At 70.2% G+C, this 16,564-nt stretch carries 17 protein-coding genes; 1 reads left to right on the forward strand and 16 read right to left on the reverse strand.

Annotated features, from left to right (window positions below):
* Nucleotides 1–15: 15 nt before the first annotated feature.
* The 12 genes from ACIBK3_RS30355 to proS all read right to left on the reverse strand — a co-directional run bounded on the left by ACIBK3_RS30355 (nucleotide 16) and on the right by proS (nucleotide 9,434).
* Nucleotides 16–543, reverse strand: a complete 528-nt coding sequence (locus tag ACIBK3_RS30355) for an NUDIX hydrolase (RefSeq protein ID WP_399370612.1) — start codon at nucleotides 541–543, stop codon at nucleotides 16–18.
* A complete protein-coding gene (lepB, locus tag ACIBK3_RS30360; protein WP_399370613.1) occupies nucleotides 533–1,306 on the reverse strand; it encodes a signal peptidase I in 774 nt (257 codons plus the stop codon). The genes ACIBK3_RS30355 and lepB (ACIBK3_RS30360) overlap by 11 nt, the downstream gene beginning before the upstream one ends.
* 77 nt (nucleotides 1,307–1,383) lie before the next feature.
* Nucleotides 1,384–2,361 carry a signal peptidase I gene (gene lepB, locus ACIBK3_RS30365; RefSeq protein ID WP_399370614.1) on the reverse strand — a complete coding sequence of 326 codons (978 nt, stop codon included), beginning with the start codon at nucleotides 2,359–2,361 and terminating at the stop codon, nucleotides 1,384–1,386.
* On the reverse strand, nucleotides 2,249–3,352 hold the full coding sequence (gene lepB / locus ACIBK3_RS30370) for a signal peptidase I (RefSeq protein ID WP_399370615.1): 1,104 nt from the start codon (nucleotides 3,350–3,352) through the stop codon (nucleotides 2,249–2,251). Before lepB (ACIBK3_RS30370) ends, lepB (ACIBK3_RS30365) begins: the two co-directional genes overlap by 113 nt.
* The gene (gene lepB / locus ACIBK3_RS30375; RefSeq protein WP_399370616.1) at nucleotides 3,345–4,076 is read right to left on the reverse strand and encodes a signal peptidase I; all 732 of its coding nucleotides are present in this window, start codon (nucleotides 4,074–4,076) and stop codon (nucleotides 3,345–3,347) included. Before lepB (ACIBK3_RS30375) ends, lepB (ACIBK3_RS30370) begins: the two co-directional genes overlap by 8 nt.
* 45 nt (nucleotides 4,077–4,121) lie before the next feature.
* On the reverse strand, nucleotides 4,122–4,472 hold the full coding sequence (gene rplS, locus ACIBK3_RS30380) for a 50S ribosomal protein L19 (RefSeq protein ID WP_013000407.1): 351 nt from the start codon (nucleotides 4,470–4,472) through the stop codon (nucleotides 4,122–4,124).
* Between the two features lie 131 nt (nucleotides 4,473–4,603).
* Nucleotides 4,604–5,437: a tRNA (guanosine(37)-N1)-methyltransferase TrmD gene (trmD, locus tag ACIBK3_RS30385; protein WP_399370617.1), complete on the reverse strand. Its 834-nt coding sequence runs from the start codon at nucleotides 5,435–5,437 to the stop codon at nucleotides 4,604–4,606.
* Nucleotides 5,434–5,979: a ribosome maturation factor RimM gene (rimM, locus tag ACIBK3_RS30390; RefSeq protein ID WP_399370618.1), complete on the reverse strand. Its 546-nt coding sequence runs from the start codon at nucleotides 5,977–5,979 to the stop codon at nucleotides 5,434–5,436. Before rimM ends, trmD begins: the two co-directional genes overlap by 4 nt.
* Nucleotides 5,980–6,088: 109 nt before the next feature.
* Complete coding sequence (locus tag ACIBK3_RS30395) at nucleotides 6,089–6,328, reverse strand: RNA-binding protein (protein WP_005479813.1); 240 nt, start codon at nucleotides 6,326–6,328, stop codon at nucleotides 6,089–6,091.
* A 5-nt stretch (nucleotides 6,329–6,333) separates the two neighbouring features.
* Nucleotides 6,334–6,762, reverse strand: coding sequence for a 30S ribosomal protein S16 (gene rpsP / locus ACIBK3_RS30400; protein ID WP_399370619.1), 429 nt, complete (start codon nucleotides 6,760–6,762; stop codon nucleotides 6,334–6,336).
* Between the two features lie 338 nt (nucleotides 6,763–7,100).
* Nucleotides 7,101–7,703: a hypothetical protein gene (locus ACIBK3_RS30405; protein WP_399370620.1), complete on the reverse strand. Its 603-nt coding sequence runs from the start codon at nucleotides 7,701–7,703 to the stop codon at nucleotides 7,101–7,103.
* A 315-nt stretch (nucleotides 7,704–8,018) separates the two neighbouring features.
* Complete coding sequence (proS, locus tag ACIBK3_RS30410) at nucleotides 8,019–9,434, reverse strand: proline--tRNA ligase (RefSeq protein ID WP_399370621.1); 1,416 nt, start codon at nucleotides 9,432–9,434, stop codon at nucleotides 8,019–8,021.
* Between the two features lie 199 nt (nucleotides 9,435–9,633).
* On the opposite strand from proS, the gene ACIBK3_RS30415 reads away from it, so the two are divergent.
* Complete coding sequence (locus ACIBK3_RS30415; RefSeq protein ID WP_399370622.1) at nucleotides 9,634–10,491, forward strand: SAM-dependent methyltransferase; 858 nt, start codon at nucleotides 9,634–9,636, stop codon at nucleotides 10,489–10,491.
* Between the two features lie 107 nt (nucleotides 10,492–10,598).
* Here the strand turns inward: ACIBK3_RS30415 and ffh are convergent, their stop codons facing one another.
* The 4 genes from ffh to ACIBK3_RS30435 form a co-directional block, all read right to left on the reverse strand.
* Nucleotides 10,599–12,152, reverse strand: a complete 1,554-nt coding sequence (ffh, locus tag ACIBK3_RS30420; RefSeq protein WP_399370623.1) for a signal recognition particle protein — start codon at nucleotides 12,150–12,152, stop codon at nucleotides 10,599–10,601.
* A 125-nt stretch (nucleotides 12,153–12,277) separates the two neighbouring features.
* Nucleotides 12,278–14,725, reverse strand: coding sequence for a [protein-PII] uridylyltransferase (locus tag ACIBK3_RS30425; protein ID WP_399370625.1), 2,448 nt, complete (start codon nucleotides 14,723–14,725; stop codon nucleotides 12,278–12,280).
* A gap of 26 nt (nucleotides 14,726–14,751) precedes the next feature.
* Complete coding sequence (locus ACIBK3_RS30430; protein ID WP_003997576.1) at nucleotides 14,752–15,090, reverse strand: P-II family nitrogen regulator; 339 nt, start codon at nucleotides 15,088–15,090, stop codon at nucleotides 14,752–14,754.
* Nucleotides 15,087–16,424, reverse strand: coding sequence for an ammonium transporter (locus ACIBK3_RS30435; RefSeq protein ID WP_399370626.1), 1,338 nt, complete (start codon nucleotides 16,422–16,424; stop codon nucleotides 15,087–15,089). The genes ACIBK3_RS30430 and ACIBK3_RS30435 overlap by 4 nt, the downstream gene beginning before the upstream one ends.
* Between the last annotated feature and the right edge of the window lie 140 nt (nucleotides 16,425–16,564).

Here is a 16,564-nt window from a genome sequence, read left to right on the forward strand (position 1 = left end):
CAGTCCCGCGAGCCCCTAGACGATTTCGGTGTCCAGGGTCACGGGCCCGGCCGGAGGACCTTCGTCGAGCAGCCGCTGGAGCAGCTCGGCGAGTCTGGTCGGATACACCGTCTCATGTGCCCGGGTCAGTTCCTGACACGTCCACCAGCGTGCTCCGGCGACGCTGCGCCGCTCCAGTTCGGTCAGGGCCGTCGCCCGGGTCGCCGTCGTGGTGGTACGGGCCAGGTAGTACCACTCGTCCTGGTCCCAGCGGCGGCCCGCGAACGGGAACGAGCACGTCCGCCGCCAGAGCACCGGGCCGAGGTCGACGTCGGTGATGCCGGTCTCCTCCACGAGTTCCCTGAGCGCGGCCTGTTCACGAGTCTCGTCGCCCTCCAGGCCGCCGCCGGGTGTGAACCACCAGTCGTCGGCCGGATCGTCCGGCTCATGGCCGTGCAGCAGCAGGATGCGGTCCTGCGGATCGAGCAGCACCACCCGGGACACCTTGCGCAGCCCGCCAGCCCCGGAGCCCTCAGGGAACGTGTCGCCCGTCTCAGTGGGCACGGGCGGGTTCCGTCCGGGTCCGGGAGCGACCGCCCATCCGCTGGGCGATCGACCCGTACGCGGCACCGCCGAGGACGAGCACCCCGCCGGCGACGATCAGGACGATGATCGTCCGCAGCGGACCGGGCGTGGAGAGCGGGCCGAGCGTCTCGAAGCCGGTGGGCTTCTTCAGCATGCCGTTCATGGGCCATACGACGGCGTCCACCCGGGCTCTCACGGCGTTCTGCGACACCGTGCCATTGGCCGCGTCGGTCAGGTGGGCCGTGGAGTCCAGGGAGCCCTGGCGCTCGTCACCGAGCAGGAAGAGCCGGCCCTTGGGCACCGTCACGGTCGGGATGACCTTGTCCTCGGCGATGCTGCCGGCCGGCAGATACGGTTCGTCGATCTGCTTGCCGTTGACGGTCAGCTTGCCCTTGGTGCAGCAGGACACCGTGTCCCCGCCGACGGCGACGACGCGCTTGACCACGAGGGCGTTGCTCACCCAGGCCGTGTCCTTGAAGACGACCACATCGCCCCGGCGCACCTCGTCACCGTCCACCCGCTCGGCCATGACCCGGTCACCGGCGGCGATGGTCGGCGACATCGAGCTGGTGGGCACGGTGTACGGCCGGTAGAGCACCGCTCCCCAGGCGAACGCTCCCAGGAACAGCACAATGCCCAGTGCGACGGCCAGTCCGGACAGTCGCTGTCCGGTCCGGCCGCCCACCGGGCCCGTGCCTGTGCCGCCGCTGTGCGGGGCCGTACGTGTCGTGCTCTCACCCATGGGTCCGCACCCTACCGGGCGGTACCTGACCCGGTCAGCCCCTCCGGCCGACCAAGGTCACCATCGCGCCGGGAACCTCAGCGCGTCTCGGCGGCAGCGGTCTTCCTGCGGCGCCACAGGGCCACCGGTACGACCCCGGCGAGGGCGATCCCGTTCGGGGCGACCGTGAGGGCGGCCGAGGCCGACGCCTGGGTGTCGAGGCCCTTCTGGCCGAAGGTGTCCGGGACGGGCAGGGTGCCCCAGCGGTTGATCGGCCAGGCCTTCACGACCGCCCGCCCGACGACGTCGTCCACCGGCACCATGCCGTGGTGCTTGTCGCTCTGGTTGTAGCGCGAGTCACGCGAGTTCTGCCGGTGGTCGCCCATCACCCAGATGTAGCCCTTGGGCACCTTCACCGTGAACCGGCCGCCCTGGTCGTCGACGCTGCACGGGGTGTTGCCGGGGTACACGTACGGCTCGTTCAGCGCCTTGCCGTTGACCATGAGCGGGCCGTTGTCCTTGCAGGAGACGGTGTCGCCGCCGACGCCGATGACGCGCTTGATCAGGTCCTTCTCCTCGGCGGACGGCATCAGGCCGATCCAGCTGAGGAAGGTCTGCACCGCGTTCGGGTTGGTCGTCGGCTCGCCCGCCAGCCAGTTGTCAGGGTCGTGGAAGACCACGACCTCACCGCGCTCGGGCTCGGAGCCGAACCACGGGGTCAGCTTGTCGACCAGAACACGGTCACCCTCCTGGAGGGTGTTCTGCATCGAGTCGGACGGGATCGAGAACGCCTGCACCAGGAAGGTCTTGATCAGCAGCGCCAGCACGAGCGCGATACCGATCAGGATGGGCAGCTCCTTCCAGAAGGAGCGCGGCTTCTTGGCCTGGGGCGTCGCGTCACCGGGCCCCCGGCCGTCGGTCCCGGTCCGCTCGGCCGTGGTGCCCTCCTGTGCCGCCCCGGAGTCATTCCCGGGGGTCACGGCGCTGTCCGCGGCCGGGACGGCACTCTCCGCGGGGCGTCCGCGGGGTTCCTCGCCATCGTGTCCGGACCGTGCGCCAACCGCCACATCCCCCACGCCAACTCCTTACTCTGTGCCGCTGCCGCCTGCCCCGTACACGGCGCAGACCCACCACTCCCATAACGAGCGGGAGTTCCGCAGGGCTCGGGAGTTGGACCGATCCGTTCGGACCGTCGGGAGCAACCCTAAGCGACGGCGGAGCAGCCGCGGTCGACCCGGATACCGAGTCGGACACGGAAGCGTAGGTTTTCGGCTCCTCCAGCTCGCTCCAGTGCCCGAACGGCCAGGCGATGACCATGGCCCGGCCCACCACGGAGTCCTCGGAGACCGTGCCGCCGTAGTCGGTGTTCTGGTGCGCGCGGGAGTCCGCGGAGTTGGCCCGGTGGTCGCCCATCACCCACAGCCGTCCCTGCGGGACGGTGATGTTGAACGGCGTCAGGGAGGGGGCATTGCCGGGATACAGATAGTTCTCGTTCAGGGGAACGTCGTTGACGGTGACCCGCCCCTGCGCGTCACAGCACTTGACATGGTCGCCGCCGACACCGACGACCCGCTTGATGAGGTCCTTCTCGTTGTCCGAGGGCAGCAGGCCGATGAAGGTGAGCCCCTCCTTGACCTGCTTGACGACGACGGGGTCGTTCTTCTTCGTGGCCGGCTGCTCGTCCTGGAGCCAGCCGCCGGGGTCCTTGAAGACGACGACGTCCCCGCGCTCGGGCTTGGAGCCGAACCACGGGGTGAACTTGTCGACCAGGACCCGGTCGCCGATCTGGATGGTCTGCTCCATGGAGCCGGACGGGATCACGAACGCCTGGAGGAGGAAGGTCTTCAGGACGAGGGCGATGAGTACGGCGACGCCGACGAGGAGAGGTATCTCCTTGATCGCGGAGCGCCTGCGGCGACGCTTGACCTTGCGCTGGAGTTTGCGCCGCTCGGCACGGCTGCGTCCGGGGCCCGCGCCCGTGCCGGCCAGGGCGCGTCGGGAGCCGGTCGGCAGCAGGTTGTCGGCCGCGCTGGACGACGTACCGCGCGGTCGGCCGCGGTTACCCATGGGCTCCCGCCGTCGTCTGCTCTTCGGCGGCCGGCACGCGCGCGTAGGCGGCGGGCCGGCGCAGCCGGGTGAAGTGGTCGCCGGGCCACAGGATCCAGTCGGCCCGGCCGATGACGTCGTCGACGGGGATCATGCCGCCGCCCGGGGAGCCCAGATGGTCGCGGGAGTCGCTGGAGTTGCCACGATGGTCACCGAGGACGAAGAGGGTGCCCGGGGGCACGTCGACGTCGAAGGGCACCGTGGACGGGCGGTCGCCGGGGTACAGGAAGGTCGACTCGTCGACGGACCGGCCGTTCACCTCGATCCTCCCCTCCTTGTCACAGCAGACCACGTGGTCTCCCCCCACACCCACAACGCGCTTGATGTAGTCGGCATCCCCGAAGTACCCGGTTCCGTCGAACACGACGACATCGCCGCGCCGCGGATCGGCACCGAAACGGTACGCCAACTTATTTACGAGAACGCGGTCCCCGATCCTCAATCCCTTTTCCATGGATCCGCTGGGAATCTGGAAGGGCTGCAGCACGAAGGTGCTGAGCAGCAGCAGGAACACCAGGCAGACCAGCAGCGTGAGGGTGATCCGCCCGCCGGGTACCGACTCGGCGGCCCGTGACACCAACGCGGAACGCGACCGGCCCTCCGGTCCTCCCGTGCCCGAGATCTCCTCGGCATCGGAAGGGCGGGAGGAGCGGTCGCGCTCCGTCGGCTGTGCTTCGGTGTCCATCGGGGCCAGATGCTATCCGGCCCCGCTGTGACGCCAGAAAAGCGCTCAGTTGTCGCGCTTCTCCTTGATCTTCGCGGCCTTGCCGCGCAGCTCGCGCAGGTAGTACAGCTTCGCGCGACGCACGTCACCGCGCGTGACGAGCTCGATCTTCTCGACGATCGGGGTGTGCACCGGGAAGGTGCGCTCGACGCCGACGGAGAACGAGACCTTGCGGACCGTGAAGGTCTCGCGGACACCGGCGCCCTGACGGCGGATGACGACGCCCTTGAACTGCTGCACACGGGAGCGGTTGCCCTCGATGACGCGCACGTGGACGTTGACGGTGTCACCCGGGCGGAAGGCCGGGATGTCGCTGCGCAGCGACGCGGAGTCGACGGAGTCGAGCAGGTGAGACATTTCGTCTGCTTTCTTCGCTGATGCCACAGGTCATCAACGGGAACTAGGGTGTCCGGAAGGATGCTGTCCGCGTCGGGGCGGGCGTCGTGTCCCCCTGTGGCAGGGGCGCACGCCGGACGCACAACAGCGGCCTATTCTTCCACGCCGTCCGGCCTGCGCCAAAATCGGCCGTACCGTTCCCCCTCGGGGTCCGGTGCCCAGCCCAGGATGGAGAGCATCTCGCGGTCCTTCTTGTCGAAGGCCTTCGGGTCGCAGCGCTCGATCAGGTCGGGCCGGTGGGCCGTCGTGCGCCTGAGGGCCTCGTCGCGGCGCCAGCGGGCGATCTTGCCGTGATGGCCGCTGAGCAGCACGTCCGGGATCTGGCGCCCGCGCCACTCGGGCGGCTTGGTGTAGACGGGACCCTCCAGGAGGTTGGCCATGGCTCCGGGCGCGAAGGAGTCGTCCCGGTGGGACTCGGCGTTGCCCAGGACGCCGGGCAGCAGCCGGGCCACGGCCTCCGTGATGACGAGGACGGCCGCTTCGCCGCCGGCCAGGACGTAGTCGCCGATGGAGACCTCGTACACGGGCATCCGGGTGGCGTACTCGTCGATGACACGGCGGTCGATGCCCTCGTAGCGGGCCGGCGTGAAGAGCAGCCAGGGCCGCTCGGAGAGCTCGACGGCGAGTTCCTGGGTGAAGGGGCGGCCGCTGGGCGTGGGGACGATCAGGGCGGGCGCGTGGGAGCCCGTCTCGTAGCCGTCCGCGATGGCGGAGTCCAGCGCATCGCCCCAGGGTTCGGTCTTCATGACCATGCCCGGTCCGCCGCCGTACGGCGTGTCGTCGACGGTGTTGTGCCGGTCGTACGTCCACGAGCGCAGGTCGTGGACGTACACGTTCAGCTGTCCACGCGCGCGTGCCTTGCCGACGAGGGAGACGTTCAGGGGGTCGAGGTACTCGGGGAAGATCGTGACGACGTCGAGCCTCATGCGCTGTCGTCCCCGCTGGAGGCGATCTCCGCCTGGTCGTCGATCAGCCCGGGTGGCGGGTCGATGACGGCCTTCTGCTCCTCGAGGTCGATCTCCGTGACGATCTCCTCGACGAAGGGGATCAGGACCTCGCTGCCGTCGGGGCGCTCCACGATGAACAGGTCCTGCGAGGGCAGGTGCGAGATCTCGGTGATCCGGCCGACCTCGACGCCGTCCTTCGTCACCACGTCCAGGTCCATCAGCTGGTGGTCGTAGTACTCGTCCTCCTCCTCGGGGAGCAACTCCGGGTCCACTTCGGCGATCAGGAGCGTGTTGCGCAGCGCCTCGGCGGCGGTGCGGTCCTTCACGCCCTCGAAGCGCAGGAGGAGACGGCCGCTGTGGACGCGGCCGGTCTCGATGGTGAGGGGGCCCGTGGAGGCGGGATCCGTGAGCAGGACGGCGCCGGGCGCGAGCCTCAGCTCCGGCTCGTCGGTGCGGACCTCGACGGTGACCTCGCCCTTGATGCCGTGGGCACGGCCGATGCGAGCGACTACCAGCTGCACTGCTTGCTTCTCCTGATCTCCGACAGCCGCCTCTACGGGGCTGCGTGCACGACAACGGGCCGGGGACGGCCCAGTGGCCCTCCCCGGCCCGAGCCGGTGCTGCGTTGCGTCAGCGGACGTGGTCCACGTCGACGAGGTCGACGCGGACACCGCGGCCGCCGATGGCGCCCACGACGGTTCGCAGGGCGCGTGCGGTGCGGCCGTTGCGGCCGATCACCTTGCCGAGGTCGTCCGGGTGGACCCGGACTTCCAGCACGCGACCACGACGCAGGTCGCGCGAGGCGACCTGCACGTCGTCAGGGTTGTCGACGATGCCCTTCACGAGGTGCTCGAGCGCCTCTTCGAGCATGCTGCTCAGGCCTCGGTCGACTCAGCCGAAGAGGACTCAGCGGGAGCCTCGTCCTTCTTCTCGGCCTTCTTCTTCGGGGTGATCGCCTCACCCTTGCCCTCGTCGTCGCCGCCGAGAGCCTCGAACGTCGGACGCGCGGCCTTCTCGGCCGGCTGGAGCAGCGGAGCCGGGGCGGGCTCGCCCTTGAACTTCTGCCAGTCGCCGGTCTTCTTCAGGATGGCGAGCACGGGCTCGGTCGGCTGCGCGCCGACGGAGAGCCAGTAGGCGACGCGGTCGGGGTCGACCTCGATGCGCGAGGGGTTCTGCACCGGGTGGTACAGGCCGATCTCCTCGATCGCACGACCGTCACGACGGGTACGGGAGTCGGCGACGACGATGCGGTAGTGAGGCGCGCGGATCTTGCCCAGACGCTTCAGCTTGATCTTGACTGCCACGGGAGTTGGTTCTCCTGGATTTGACGTGGTTGGGCACGGCAGATGGCCGCGTGGGGTTGCGGTACCCGAGTGCCCGATGGACGCGTCAGCCGGAGGCGAGAGGGTTCCTGTGCGGCTGTCGAGTACAGCTAGCCATTGTGCCATACCCTGCGGGTCGCCTTGGACCGAGGCTGCGGTGGGGCATGACTGAGGGACACCCGGCGCTGCGGTGAACAGCTCGGGTGCGAACCCGGCGCCGCCGGGTGCCGTCGACAGCGTGCTCGACGGCACCCCCTGTGCCCGTGCCGTGGGCTCGACCGGCAGCCACGAGATGCCGGTGCTCGCCCGCCTCGGCCGGGTCAGCCTGCCGCCGCGCCCAGGACCTCAGGGATCCGGAACGGCTTCCCGCAGCCCCCGCACACGATCGGAGCCTGGGCCAGGACGGACGGGACGACCCGTACGTTCCGACCGCAGTCGCAGACCGCCTTGACGCGGACGCCGCCGCCGGAGGAGCCGTGGCGGGCGGCCGGGCCGCGGAAGGTGCGGGAGGTGTCGGACGTGGTCGCCGCCGAGTGGGCCTTCAGGGCCCGCTGGAGGCGCTCGATGGTCGGACGGTATCGGCGCTTCGCCTCGGGGGTGAGCAGGACCAGGGAGAAACCGCTGCTGGGATGCGGTTCCTCGGGGTGGTCGAGACCCATCTCCTCGGCGATCGCGAGGAATCTGCGGTTGTGGTAGCGGCCGGCGCGGGAGGTGTCGCGGATGCCGCGCGCGGCGGCGATGCCATGGACTGCCTCGTGAAGCAGTCGCTCGAAGGAGAGCTCGTGACCGCAGGCGGACGACGACTCCCCGATCAGGGACTCTGGCGCGGCAAGATCGGGCAACTCGGGGTGGTACCGCTGAATGTCGGCCCACGCCTGTGCCAGCTCTGCGGCGAGAACAGGTGGTGTCTGTGTCGTGCTCACGTAATGACAACGAGCCAGGGTGCCGCTGTGTTCCGATTCCGGGGCATCCCAAATAATTTGCACGTACCCGTCAGTTGCCGCTGATGCGTCCTGACGAGGGCGGGTGCGCTGATCTGTGGAGAAGCCTCACAGCTCGTACCAAGGTGGTGCGTAGCCTTACTTACGCCCGCCCGTCTCCCACCACCACCCTCAACCGAGGCCCATTCGGGCCACCCCCCTTGACTGGCGCGTAGATCGCGTCCACGCGCCGGGGCAGCTGTCGTCCGCCGTTGCGCAAGGGGCGTTTCGGTCGCTCTCCCGCCGGAGGGCGTCTCCTCAGTAAGCGCGCGCGACGACCGCGACGTTACCGGGCGCGTCGTCGGCATCGGGCACCGACCCGTCCTCGGCGACCAGACACCGTACGGTCACCGCGTGCTCGCCCAGCTCGGCCTCGCCGTCCTCGCCGAGCACCGCCCAGGGGATGCGAGCCCAGCGGCCGGCGGCGGCGGCCTCGACGGCCTCCTCGATCGTCGACACCTCCGAGGTGCGGGACTCGCGGCGCTCGCGGGACTGGGTCAGCAGCAGCGCCTGGTCCTCTTCGAGGATCGCGGGGACAAGGCCCGCCAACGCCTCCAGGGACACCGGCTCCTTGCCGCCCGGGATCCGCCGCACCAGCATCGCGGTGCCGTTCTCCAGGTCACGGGGTCCGACCTCGACGCGCACGGGTACGCCCTTGAGCTCCCAGTCGACGGCTCGGCGGCCGAAGGGGGTGTCCACCCGGTCGTCGACGTGGACGCGCACCCCCGCCGCCCTCAGCCGGTCGCCGATCTCGTGGACCTTGGCCAGAACCGCCGCGTCGTCCTTGATCGCGAGGACGACGGCCTGGGTCTGCGCCAGCCGCGGCGGGACGCGCAGCCCGTTGTCGTCGCCGTGCATCATCACCAGGGCACCGATCATGCGGGTGGTCGATCCCCAGGAGGTCTGCCAGACCAGTTCCTGGGTGCCGTCCTTCGACAGATACGAGGTGTTGAAGGCCTTGGCGAAGTTCTGGCCCAGCTCGTGGCTGGTGGCCATCTGAAGGGCCTTGCCGTCGCCCATCATGCCTTCGAGCGTGAGGGTGTTGATCGCCCCGGCGAAGCGCTCGCCCGCCGTCTTGCGGCCGGGCACGACGTCCATCGCGAGGACGTTCACCATGAAGTCCTCGTAGACCCGGCGGTGGATGTGGGCGGCGAAGTCGCGGGCGTCCTCGTAGGTGGCGTGCGCGGTGTGGCCCTCCTGCCACAGGAACTCCGTCGTACGGAGGAACAGACGCGGCCTGAGCTCCCAACGCACCACGTTCGCCCACTGGTTGATCAGCAGGGGCAGGTCGCGGTAGCTCTGCACCCACTTCGCGAAGTAGTCGTTGACGATCATCTCGGAGGTGGGCCGGACGACCGCCGACTCCTCCAGTTCCTTGCCGCCGCCGTGCGTGACGACCGCGAGTTCCGGCGCGAAGCCCTCGACGTGGTCAGCCTCCCGCGCGAGGTACGACTGCGGGATCAACAGCGGGAAGTACGCGTTCTGGGCGCCGGTCTCCTTGATGCGGGCGTCCATCTCGGCCTGCATCCGCTCCCACAGTCCGTAACCGTACGGTCGGATCACCATGGTGCCGCGCACCGGACCGTTGTCGGCCAGTTCGGCCTTGGCGATCAGATCCTGGTACCAGCGCGGGAAGTCGTCCGACCGCGGCGTGAGAACGGGTGCCTTTGCCATGGCGCGATGGTACGGGCCCAGGTTGCCGGCATGTGAAATCTCGCCACAAGGGCGCTCAGCCCGCAAGCCGGACCCGACAACCCCTGGACGCGCGGTCGAGTGCGGAGTTACCTGGCATACGGGGGGAGTGCGAGCGCACTGCACGGGGGCTACGGAAACGGGCACAGGGGAACCTCTCGGCGGATTGGGGCGCTTACCTATGACACCTACGCTCGTGCGGCAGCACCGGTCCCAGGCGGGCGAAACATCCCGCGTGGACCTCGGGGCACGCGCGCGTGACTGGTCGGAGATCCAGGAGCGGATGCTGGTGCCGCTCTACGAGGCCGTCTACGAGCGACTCGAAGTGGGCCCGAACACCCGGCTCCTCGGCCTCGGCTGCGGTTCGGGGCTGGCCCTGCTGATGGCGGCCTCCAGAGGGGCCGCGGTCACGGGTGTCGACGACTCCTCCCCCGAACGGCTCGCCCTCGCGCGGGAGCGGCTGCTTCCCGAGGCGGGGGGCACGCGCGCGCGGGGCGCGACCCGGCTGGTCGCGGGAGCCCCCGGGGACGCGGCCGACGCCACGACGCCGGCGTACACCCTGGTGACCGCCTTCGAGCCCATCGGGTGTCTCGCGGGCGACTCCGAAGGGCTCGGTGAACTGCTCGCGTCGGCGACGCCGCTGGCCGAGCGGGGGGCCGCCGTGGTACTGGCCGGCTGGGGCCCGCCGGAACGGTGCGCCACGACGTCCGTCCTGCGGCTGGCCACCAAACTGGCGGATCCGCTGCGCAGCGCCGGCAGCTGGCGCCCCGCCCTGCGGGACGACCTGGAGGAGGTCGCCCAGCGCGCCGGGCTCAAGCCGGACGGCTCCGGCCGGGTCGCCATCCCCTTCGGGTATGCCGACACCGAAAGCGCCGTGCGAGGACTGCTGTCGACGGGACTGTTCGACGCGGCGATCTCCGCGACCGACCCGGTCCAGGTCGACAAGGAGCTGACGGAGGCCCTGCACCCGCATCGGCGCCGCGACGGCACGGTGTGGATGCCGAACGTGTTCAGGTACCTGATCGCACGTACGCCCTGAGCATGGTGAGGGCGGTCAGCGACGGATTGGCCGGAAACCGTCGGTGCTGAACGCCACAGGGCGCCCCTCCGTAGAAGGGCGCCCTCAGGGTCGTGCGGGTGGGGCCGTCAGCCCATGAACTTCTTGAACTCGTCCGGCAGCTCGAAGTCCTGCGGTGCCTGCTGGCCCGGCACGCCGAAGGCGCCGCCTCCCTGGGCCGCGGCGGCGCGGCGCGCGGCCTCCTCCTGCTCCTGCTGCCTGCGCTTCATCGGGTTGCCGGAGCGCTGCTTGCCCTTGGCCTTCTTGGGCTGCTTCTTGGAGCGGCCGGGGCCGCCGCCCATGCCCGGGACACCCGGCATCCCCGGCATGCCGCCGCCCTGAGCCATCCTGGACATCATCTTGCGGGCCTCGAAGAACCGCTCGACCAGGCCCTTCACCGCGCTGACCTCGACACCCGATCCCTTGGCGATACGGGCACGGCGGGAGCCGTTGATGATCGTCGGCTCCTGGCGCTCGGCCGGGGTCATCGACTTGATGATCGCGCCGATGCGGTCGACTTCACGCTCGTCGAGGTTGTTGATCTGGTCCTTGATCTGGCCCATGCCCGGGAGCATGCCGAGCAGCTTGGAGATGGAGCCCATCTTCCTGACCTGCTCCATCTGGGCCAGGAAGTCGTCCAGGGTGAAGTCCTGGCCCTTCTTGGACGCCAGCTTGGAGGCCATTTTCTCGGCCTCTTCCTGGCTGAACGTCTTCTCCGCCTGCTCGATCAGGGTGAGCAGGTCACCCATGTCGAGGATGCGGGAGGCCATCCGGTCAGGGTGGAAGGCGTCGAAGTCCTCGAGCTTCTCGCCGTTCGACGCGAACATGATCGGCTTGCCGGTGACCGAGGCGATCGACAGGGCCGCACCACCGCGGGCGTCACCGTCGAGCTTGGAGAGGACGACGCCGTCGAAGCCGACACCGTCGCGGAAGGACTCGGCTGTGTTGACGGCGTCCTGGCCGATCATCGCGTCGACGACGAACAGGATCTCGTCGGGCGAGACCGCGTCGCGGATGTCCGCGGCCTGCCGCATCAGCTCCTGGTCGATGCCGAGGCGGCCGGCCGTGTCCACGATCACGATGTCGTGGACCTTGGACTTCGCGAAGTCGATGGAGTCCTTGGCGACCTTGACCGGGTCGCCGACGCCGTTTCCCGGCTCGGGCGCGTAGACCGCGACACCGGCGCGCTCGGCGACGACGCTGAGCTGGTTCACGGCGTTCGGGCGCTGGAGGTCGGCGGCGACCAGGAGCGGCGAGTGGCCCTGCTCCTTCAGCCAGCGGCCGAGCTTGCCCGCGAGGGTGGTCTTACCGGCACCCTGCAGACCCGCGAGCATGATCACGGTCGGCGGCTGCTTGGCGAAGCGCAGGCGCCGGGTCTCGCCGCCGAGGATCGTGACGAGTTCCTCGTTGACGATCTTCAGGACCTGCTGGGCCGGGTTCAGCGCCCGCGAGACCTCGGCGCCGAGGGCGCGCTCCTTGACGTTCTTGATGAACGTGCGGACGACAGGCAGGGCAACGTCGGCTTCGAGGAGCGCGATACGGATTTCGCGCGCCGTGGCGTCGATGTCCGCCTCGGACAACCGGCCCTTGCCGCGGAGGTTTTTGAAAGTCGCGCTGAGGCGGTCGGAGAGGGTATCGAACACGGTGGCGTCGGTCCTCGGAGTCGGGAGCAGTGTGAGCGTCTTCCAGGGTATCCGGCCGCGCAAGACAATCGTCCCCGCCCGCTGTGCACAGCAGGCGGGGACAGGAACGCCGCGGGCCGTTCAGGTCATGCCCGAAGCGTCTCCTCCAGCCTGCGCGCGGCCGAGGCCGCCTCGTCGGCCGGCAACGGCACGCCCTCGCCGGTGGTGACGTAGAAGGCGTCGACCGCGTTGGAACCCAGCGTGCTGACGTGCATGCTGCGCACCCGGACCTTCGCCTCCTCCAGCGCCCGCCCGATGCGGTGCAGCAGCCCGGGGGCGTCATGGGCCCGGACCTCGATCACCGTCGCGTGCCGGGAGGCGGCCGGGGCGACCTTCACCCGGGCCGGGGGCGCGACGACCCCGCGGCGGCGCGGATAGGCGGCGTCCCGCTCGGCGAGGCGGGCGGCGATGTCCAGCGAGCCGTCCAGGGCACGCACCAGGTCGGCGCGGAGCCGGGCGGCCTGCGGCAGGGAGCCGTACTCGGCGGCGACCCGCCAGTTCAGCAGCAGCGCGGAGCCCTCGACGCCGTCCGGCAGGTCGAGGGTGCGCAGTTCGGCCGTGCGGACGGTGAGGCGGTGCATGGCGAGAACCCCGGCCACCGCGGGCAGCACGCCCGCCTGGTCCGGTACGGCGATGAGGAGTTCCACGCCGAGCGGCTCGGGGTCACCGGACGGCTGGTCCTCGGTCGGCGGTTCGGTCTGTGCGCGCAGTGACAGTACGGGGCTGCCCGTCGCCATTGCCTCGATCGCGAGCCGTTCCTGTTCGGCGGTGGGCGCCGCCGCCTCGGGGTCCTCCGGTTCGTCGCCGGAGAGGACCGCGGAGACCCGCTTGACCAGGTCGGCGACGAGGGAGCCGCGCCAGGACGACCAGGCGGCCGGGCCGGTGGCCAGCGCGTCCGCCTCGGTGAGCGCGTGCAGCAGCTCCAGCGTGCTCTGCGAGCCGACCGCCTCGGCGACCGAGCGCACGGTGGCCGGGTCCTCGAGGTCACGCCGGGTGGCCGTGTCGATGAGCAGCAGGTGATGGCGTACGAGGGTGGCGAGCACGGCCACCTCGGCGCGGTCGAAGCCGATGCGGGCGGCCACGTCCTTGGCGATGATCTCGCCGGCCACGGAGTGGTCGCCCGGCCAGCCCTTGCCGATGTCGTGCAGCAGCGCGGCGACCAGGAGGAGGTCGGGGCGGTGGACGCGGCGGGCGAACTCGGAGGCGCGCACGGCGGTCTCGATGAGGTGCCGGTCGACGGTCCACACGTGCACGGCGTTGCGCTGCGGCCGGCAGCGCACCCGCTCCCAGTCGGGCAGCAGCCGGGTGATCAGGCCTTCGGCCTCCAGCGCCTCCCAGACGTCGATGGTGGGCTGCCCGGAGCCGAGCAGGGTCACCAGCTGTTCACGTGCCTCGGCGGGCCAGGGCGTGGGCAGGGGGCGCACGGCGGCCGCCATCCGCCGTACGGCGTGCAGGGAGAGCGGAAGCCCGGCCTGCGCGGCGGCGGCCGCGGCACGCAGCGGGAGCACGGGATCGCGTTCGGGGCGCGCGGCGCGGGCGAGCACCACCTCGCCGTCCTGCTCCACCACGCCTTCGGCCAGCGGAGAGCGCTCGGCGACGGGCTTGCCGCCCCCGAGCATGGCGCGCAACCGCGGCCGTACAGCGCGCGACTTGAGCACGCGCCCCACTTCACGCCAGGTGACATCACTGGCGTACGAGATGACCCGCGCCGCCTCGTAGACCTGCCGCAGCAGGGTGTCGGCGTCGAGCAGGCCGAGCTCGGCCGCGACCTGGTCCTGCTCCTGGAGTGCGAGCCGGTCGGTCGCGCGGCCCGTGGTCAGGTGCAGGGCGTCCCGGACGTCGAGGAGCCGGCGCCGGGCGTCGTCGAGGCCCTCGCGCGGGGCGTCGGCCAGCCAGGAGGCGGCGACGGCGCGCAGGGCGGTGGCGTCGCGCAGACCGCCGCGCGCCTCCTTGAGGTCCGGCTCCAACAGGTACTGCAGCTCGCCCTGCCGCTCGCCGCGCTCGGCGCACAGTTCCTGGAGCTCGGGCAGGCGTTTGGGGGCCTGGTTGCGCCAGTCGGCGAGGACGGCGGTGCGCAGGCCGGCCGTGAGACCGAGGTCACCGGCGAGGTGGCGGGCGTCCAGCAGGCCCAGCTGCACCTTGAGGTCCTCGGCGGCCGTCTTGCGGGCCTCGGCGGGCGTACGCACCGAGTGGTCCAGGGCCAGGCCCAGGTCCCAGACGGGGTACCAGAGGCGGTCGGCCAGGGCGGCGACCGCGCCGGAGTCGCTGCCGTCGTGCAGCAGGAGCAGGTCCAGGTCGCTGCGTGGGGACAGTTCGCCGCGGCCGTAACCGCCGACGGCGACCAGGGAGACCCCGCGCAGACCCTCGGCGCCGGCGCTGAACAGCCCCGACAACCAGTCGTCCGTGAGTTCGGACAGCGCCGAACGGCGCGGCGGCCCGGACTGCACCCCCTCGGTGAGGAGGCGCAGCCGGGCCGCCGCATAGCCGCTGGGTCCCGAGTCCTCTGCATCCTTGCGCATGTCCGTACTCGTCACCCAGTGGCTCCTGTTCTCTTCTTCTGTCAGAGCGCGTCCGGGCCGCGCTCGCCGGTGCGGACCCTTACGGCGGTCTCGACCGGGAGGGACCAGACCTTGCCGTCACCGATCTTGCCGGTGCGGGCGGCCTTGACGATGACGTCGATCAGCTGCTCGGCGTCGTCGTCCTCCGCCAGTACCTCGATGCGGATCTTCGGGACCAGGTCGACCGTGTACTCGGCACCGCGGTAGACCTCGGTGTGGCCCCGCTGACGACCGTAACCGCTCGCTTCGGTGACCGTCAGGCCGTGCACTCCGAAGGCCTGGAGGGCTTCCTTGATCTCGTCGAGCCGGTGGGGCTTCACGACAGCGGTGATGAGCTTCATGCGTCCACCTTCTTGGTCTCCGTCGCGGCCACGGCGGGACCCGCGGATCCGACGACACCGCCGCCGGCGCCGCTGAAGTCGTATGCGGTCTCGGCGTGCTCGGCCTGGTCGATGCCGGCGACCTCCTCGTCCTCGGTGACCCGCATACCGATCGTCTTGTCGATCAGGAAGGCGAGGATCGCGGAGGCGACGAGGGAGTAGGCGAGGACCGCGAAGACACCGGCGCACTGCTTCCAGAACTGCGTCATGCCGCCGCCGTAGAAGAGGCCCTCGACGTCGGACTGGCCGTGGCCGCTGGCGAAGAGGCCGATCAGCAGGGAGCCGACGACACCGCCGACCAGGTGGACACCGACGACGTCGAGCGAGTCGTCGTAGCCGAACCGGTACTTCAGGCCGACGGCCATGGCGCACAGCACACCGGCGATGACGCCGACCGCGATGGCGCCGAGCGGGGAGACCGCGCCACCCGACGGGGTGATGGCGACCAGACCGGCGACCGCGCCGGAGGCGGCACCCAGGGTGGTGAACGCGCCGTGGCGGATCTTCTCGTAGGCGAGCCAGGCCAGCATGGCGGCGGCGGTGGCGACCTGCGTGTTGACGAACATCAGCGCGCCGACGCCGTCGTCGTTGCCGAGCCACGAGCCGGCGTTGAATCCGAACCAGCCGAACCACAGGAGGCCCGCGCCGAGCATGACCAGCGGGAGGCTGTGCGGGCGCATCGGGTCCTTCTTGAAGCCGACCCGCTTGCCGATCACGAGGATCACGCCGAGCGCCGCGGCACCCGCGTTGATGTGGACCGCCGTACCGCCGGCGAAGTCGATCACGCCCAGGTCGAAGGCCCAGCCGCCGGTGCCCCAGACCCAGTGCGCGACCGGGAAGTAGACGACCGTGGCCCACAGGGCGACGAACAGCGACCACGCCGTGAACTTCACGCGGTCCGCGAGGGCACCGCTGATCAGGGCGGGGGTGATGATGGCGAACATCATCTGGAAGACCATGAAGACGAAGATCGGGATGGTGTAGCCGTCCCACAGCTGGGTCAGGCCGACATTGCTCATGCCGAGCCAGTCCGAGTTCCAGCCGACGATGTGGCCGGAGTCAGTACCAAAGGCCATGGAGAAGCCGTACAGCACCCACAGGATGGTGACGATCCCTATGCTGATGAAGCTCATCATCAGCATGTTCAGGGTGCTCTTGACGCGGACCATGCCTCCGTAGAAGAAGGCCAGGCCCGGGGTCATGATCAGCACCAGGGCAGAACAGATAAGCATGAAGCCTGTGTTGGCGGACGACAGCTTGGGTGCGTCCGCCGCGATCATGATGGCTGGTGCCATCGGCGTCTCCTCGTCATTGGTACGGCCCCGTGCGGGCGAAGCCTTGAGCGGTTATGAGGGGTGGGCCGGTTATGCGCCATGAGATTCGCGCAGCACGGTTTCGATGGAAGCCCCTCATTGTTTCGCCGGCGTGACGAAGG

This window comes from Streptomyces sp. NPDC050287, from assembly GCF_044459385.1.
Classification (GTDB): Bacteria; Actinomycetota; Actinomycetes; order Streptomycetales; family Streptomycetaceae; genus Streptomyces.

Excerpts from the sequence above, each read along its gene's own strand:
- lepB (WP_399370613.1), bottom strand. The coding sequence starts at position 1,306 with ATGGGTGAGAGCACGACACGTACGGCCCCGCACAGCGGCGGCACAGGC.
- lepB (WP_399370615.1), bottom strand. The coding sequence starts at position 3,352 with ATGGGTAACCGCGGCCGACCGCGCGGTACGTCGTCCAGCGCGGCCGAC.
- lepB (WP_399370616.1), bottom strand. The coding sequence starts at position 4,076 with ATGGACACCGAAGCACAGCCGACGGAGCGCGACCGCTCCTCCCGCCCT.
- rplS (WP_013000407.1), bottom strand. The coding sequence starts at position 4,472 with ATGTCTCACCTGCTCGACTCCGTCGACTCCGCGTCGCTGCGCAGCGAC.
- trmD (WP_399370617.1), bottom strand. The coding sequence starts at position 5,437 with ATGAGGCTCGACGTCGTCACGATCTTCCCCGAGTACCTCGACCCCCTG.
- ACIBK3_RS30395 (WP_005479813.1), bottom strand. The coding sequence starts at position 6,328 with ATGCTCGAAGAGGCGCTCGAGCACCTCGTGAAGGGCATCGTCGACAAC.
- proS (WP_399370621.1), bottom strand. The coding sequence starts at position 9,434 with ATGGCAAAGGCACCCGTTCTCACGCCGCGGTCGGACGACTTCCCGCGC.
- ACIBK3_RS30415 (WP_399370622.1), top strand. The coding sequence starts at position 9,634 with ATGACACCTACGCTCGTGCGGCAGCACCGGTCCCAGGCGGGCGAAACA.
- ACIBK3_RS30430 (WP_003997576.1), bottom strand. The coding sequence starts at position 15,090 with ATGAAGCTCATCACCGCTGTCGTGAAGCCCCACCGGCTCGACGAGATC.
- ACIBK3_RS30435 (WP_399370626.1), bottom strand. The coding sequence starts at position 16,424 with ATGGCACCAGCCATCATGATCGCGGCGGACGCACCCAAGCTGTCGTCC.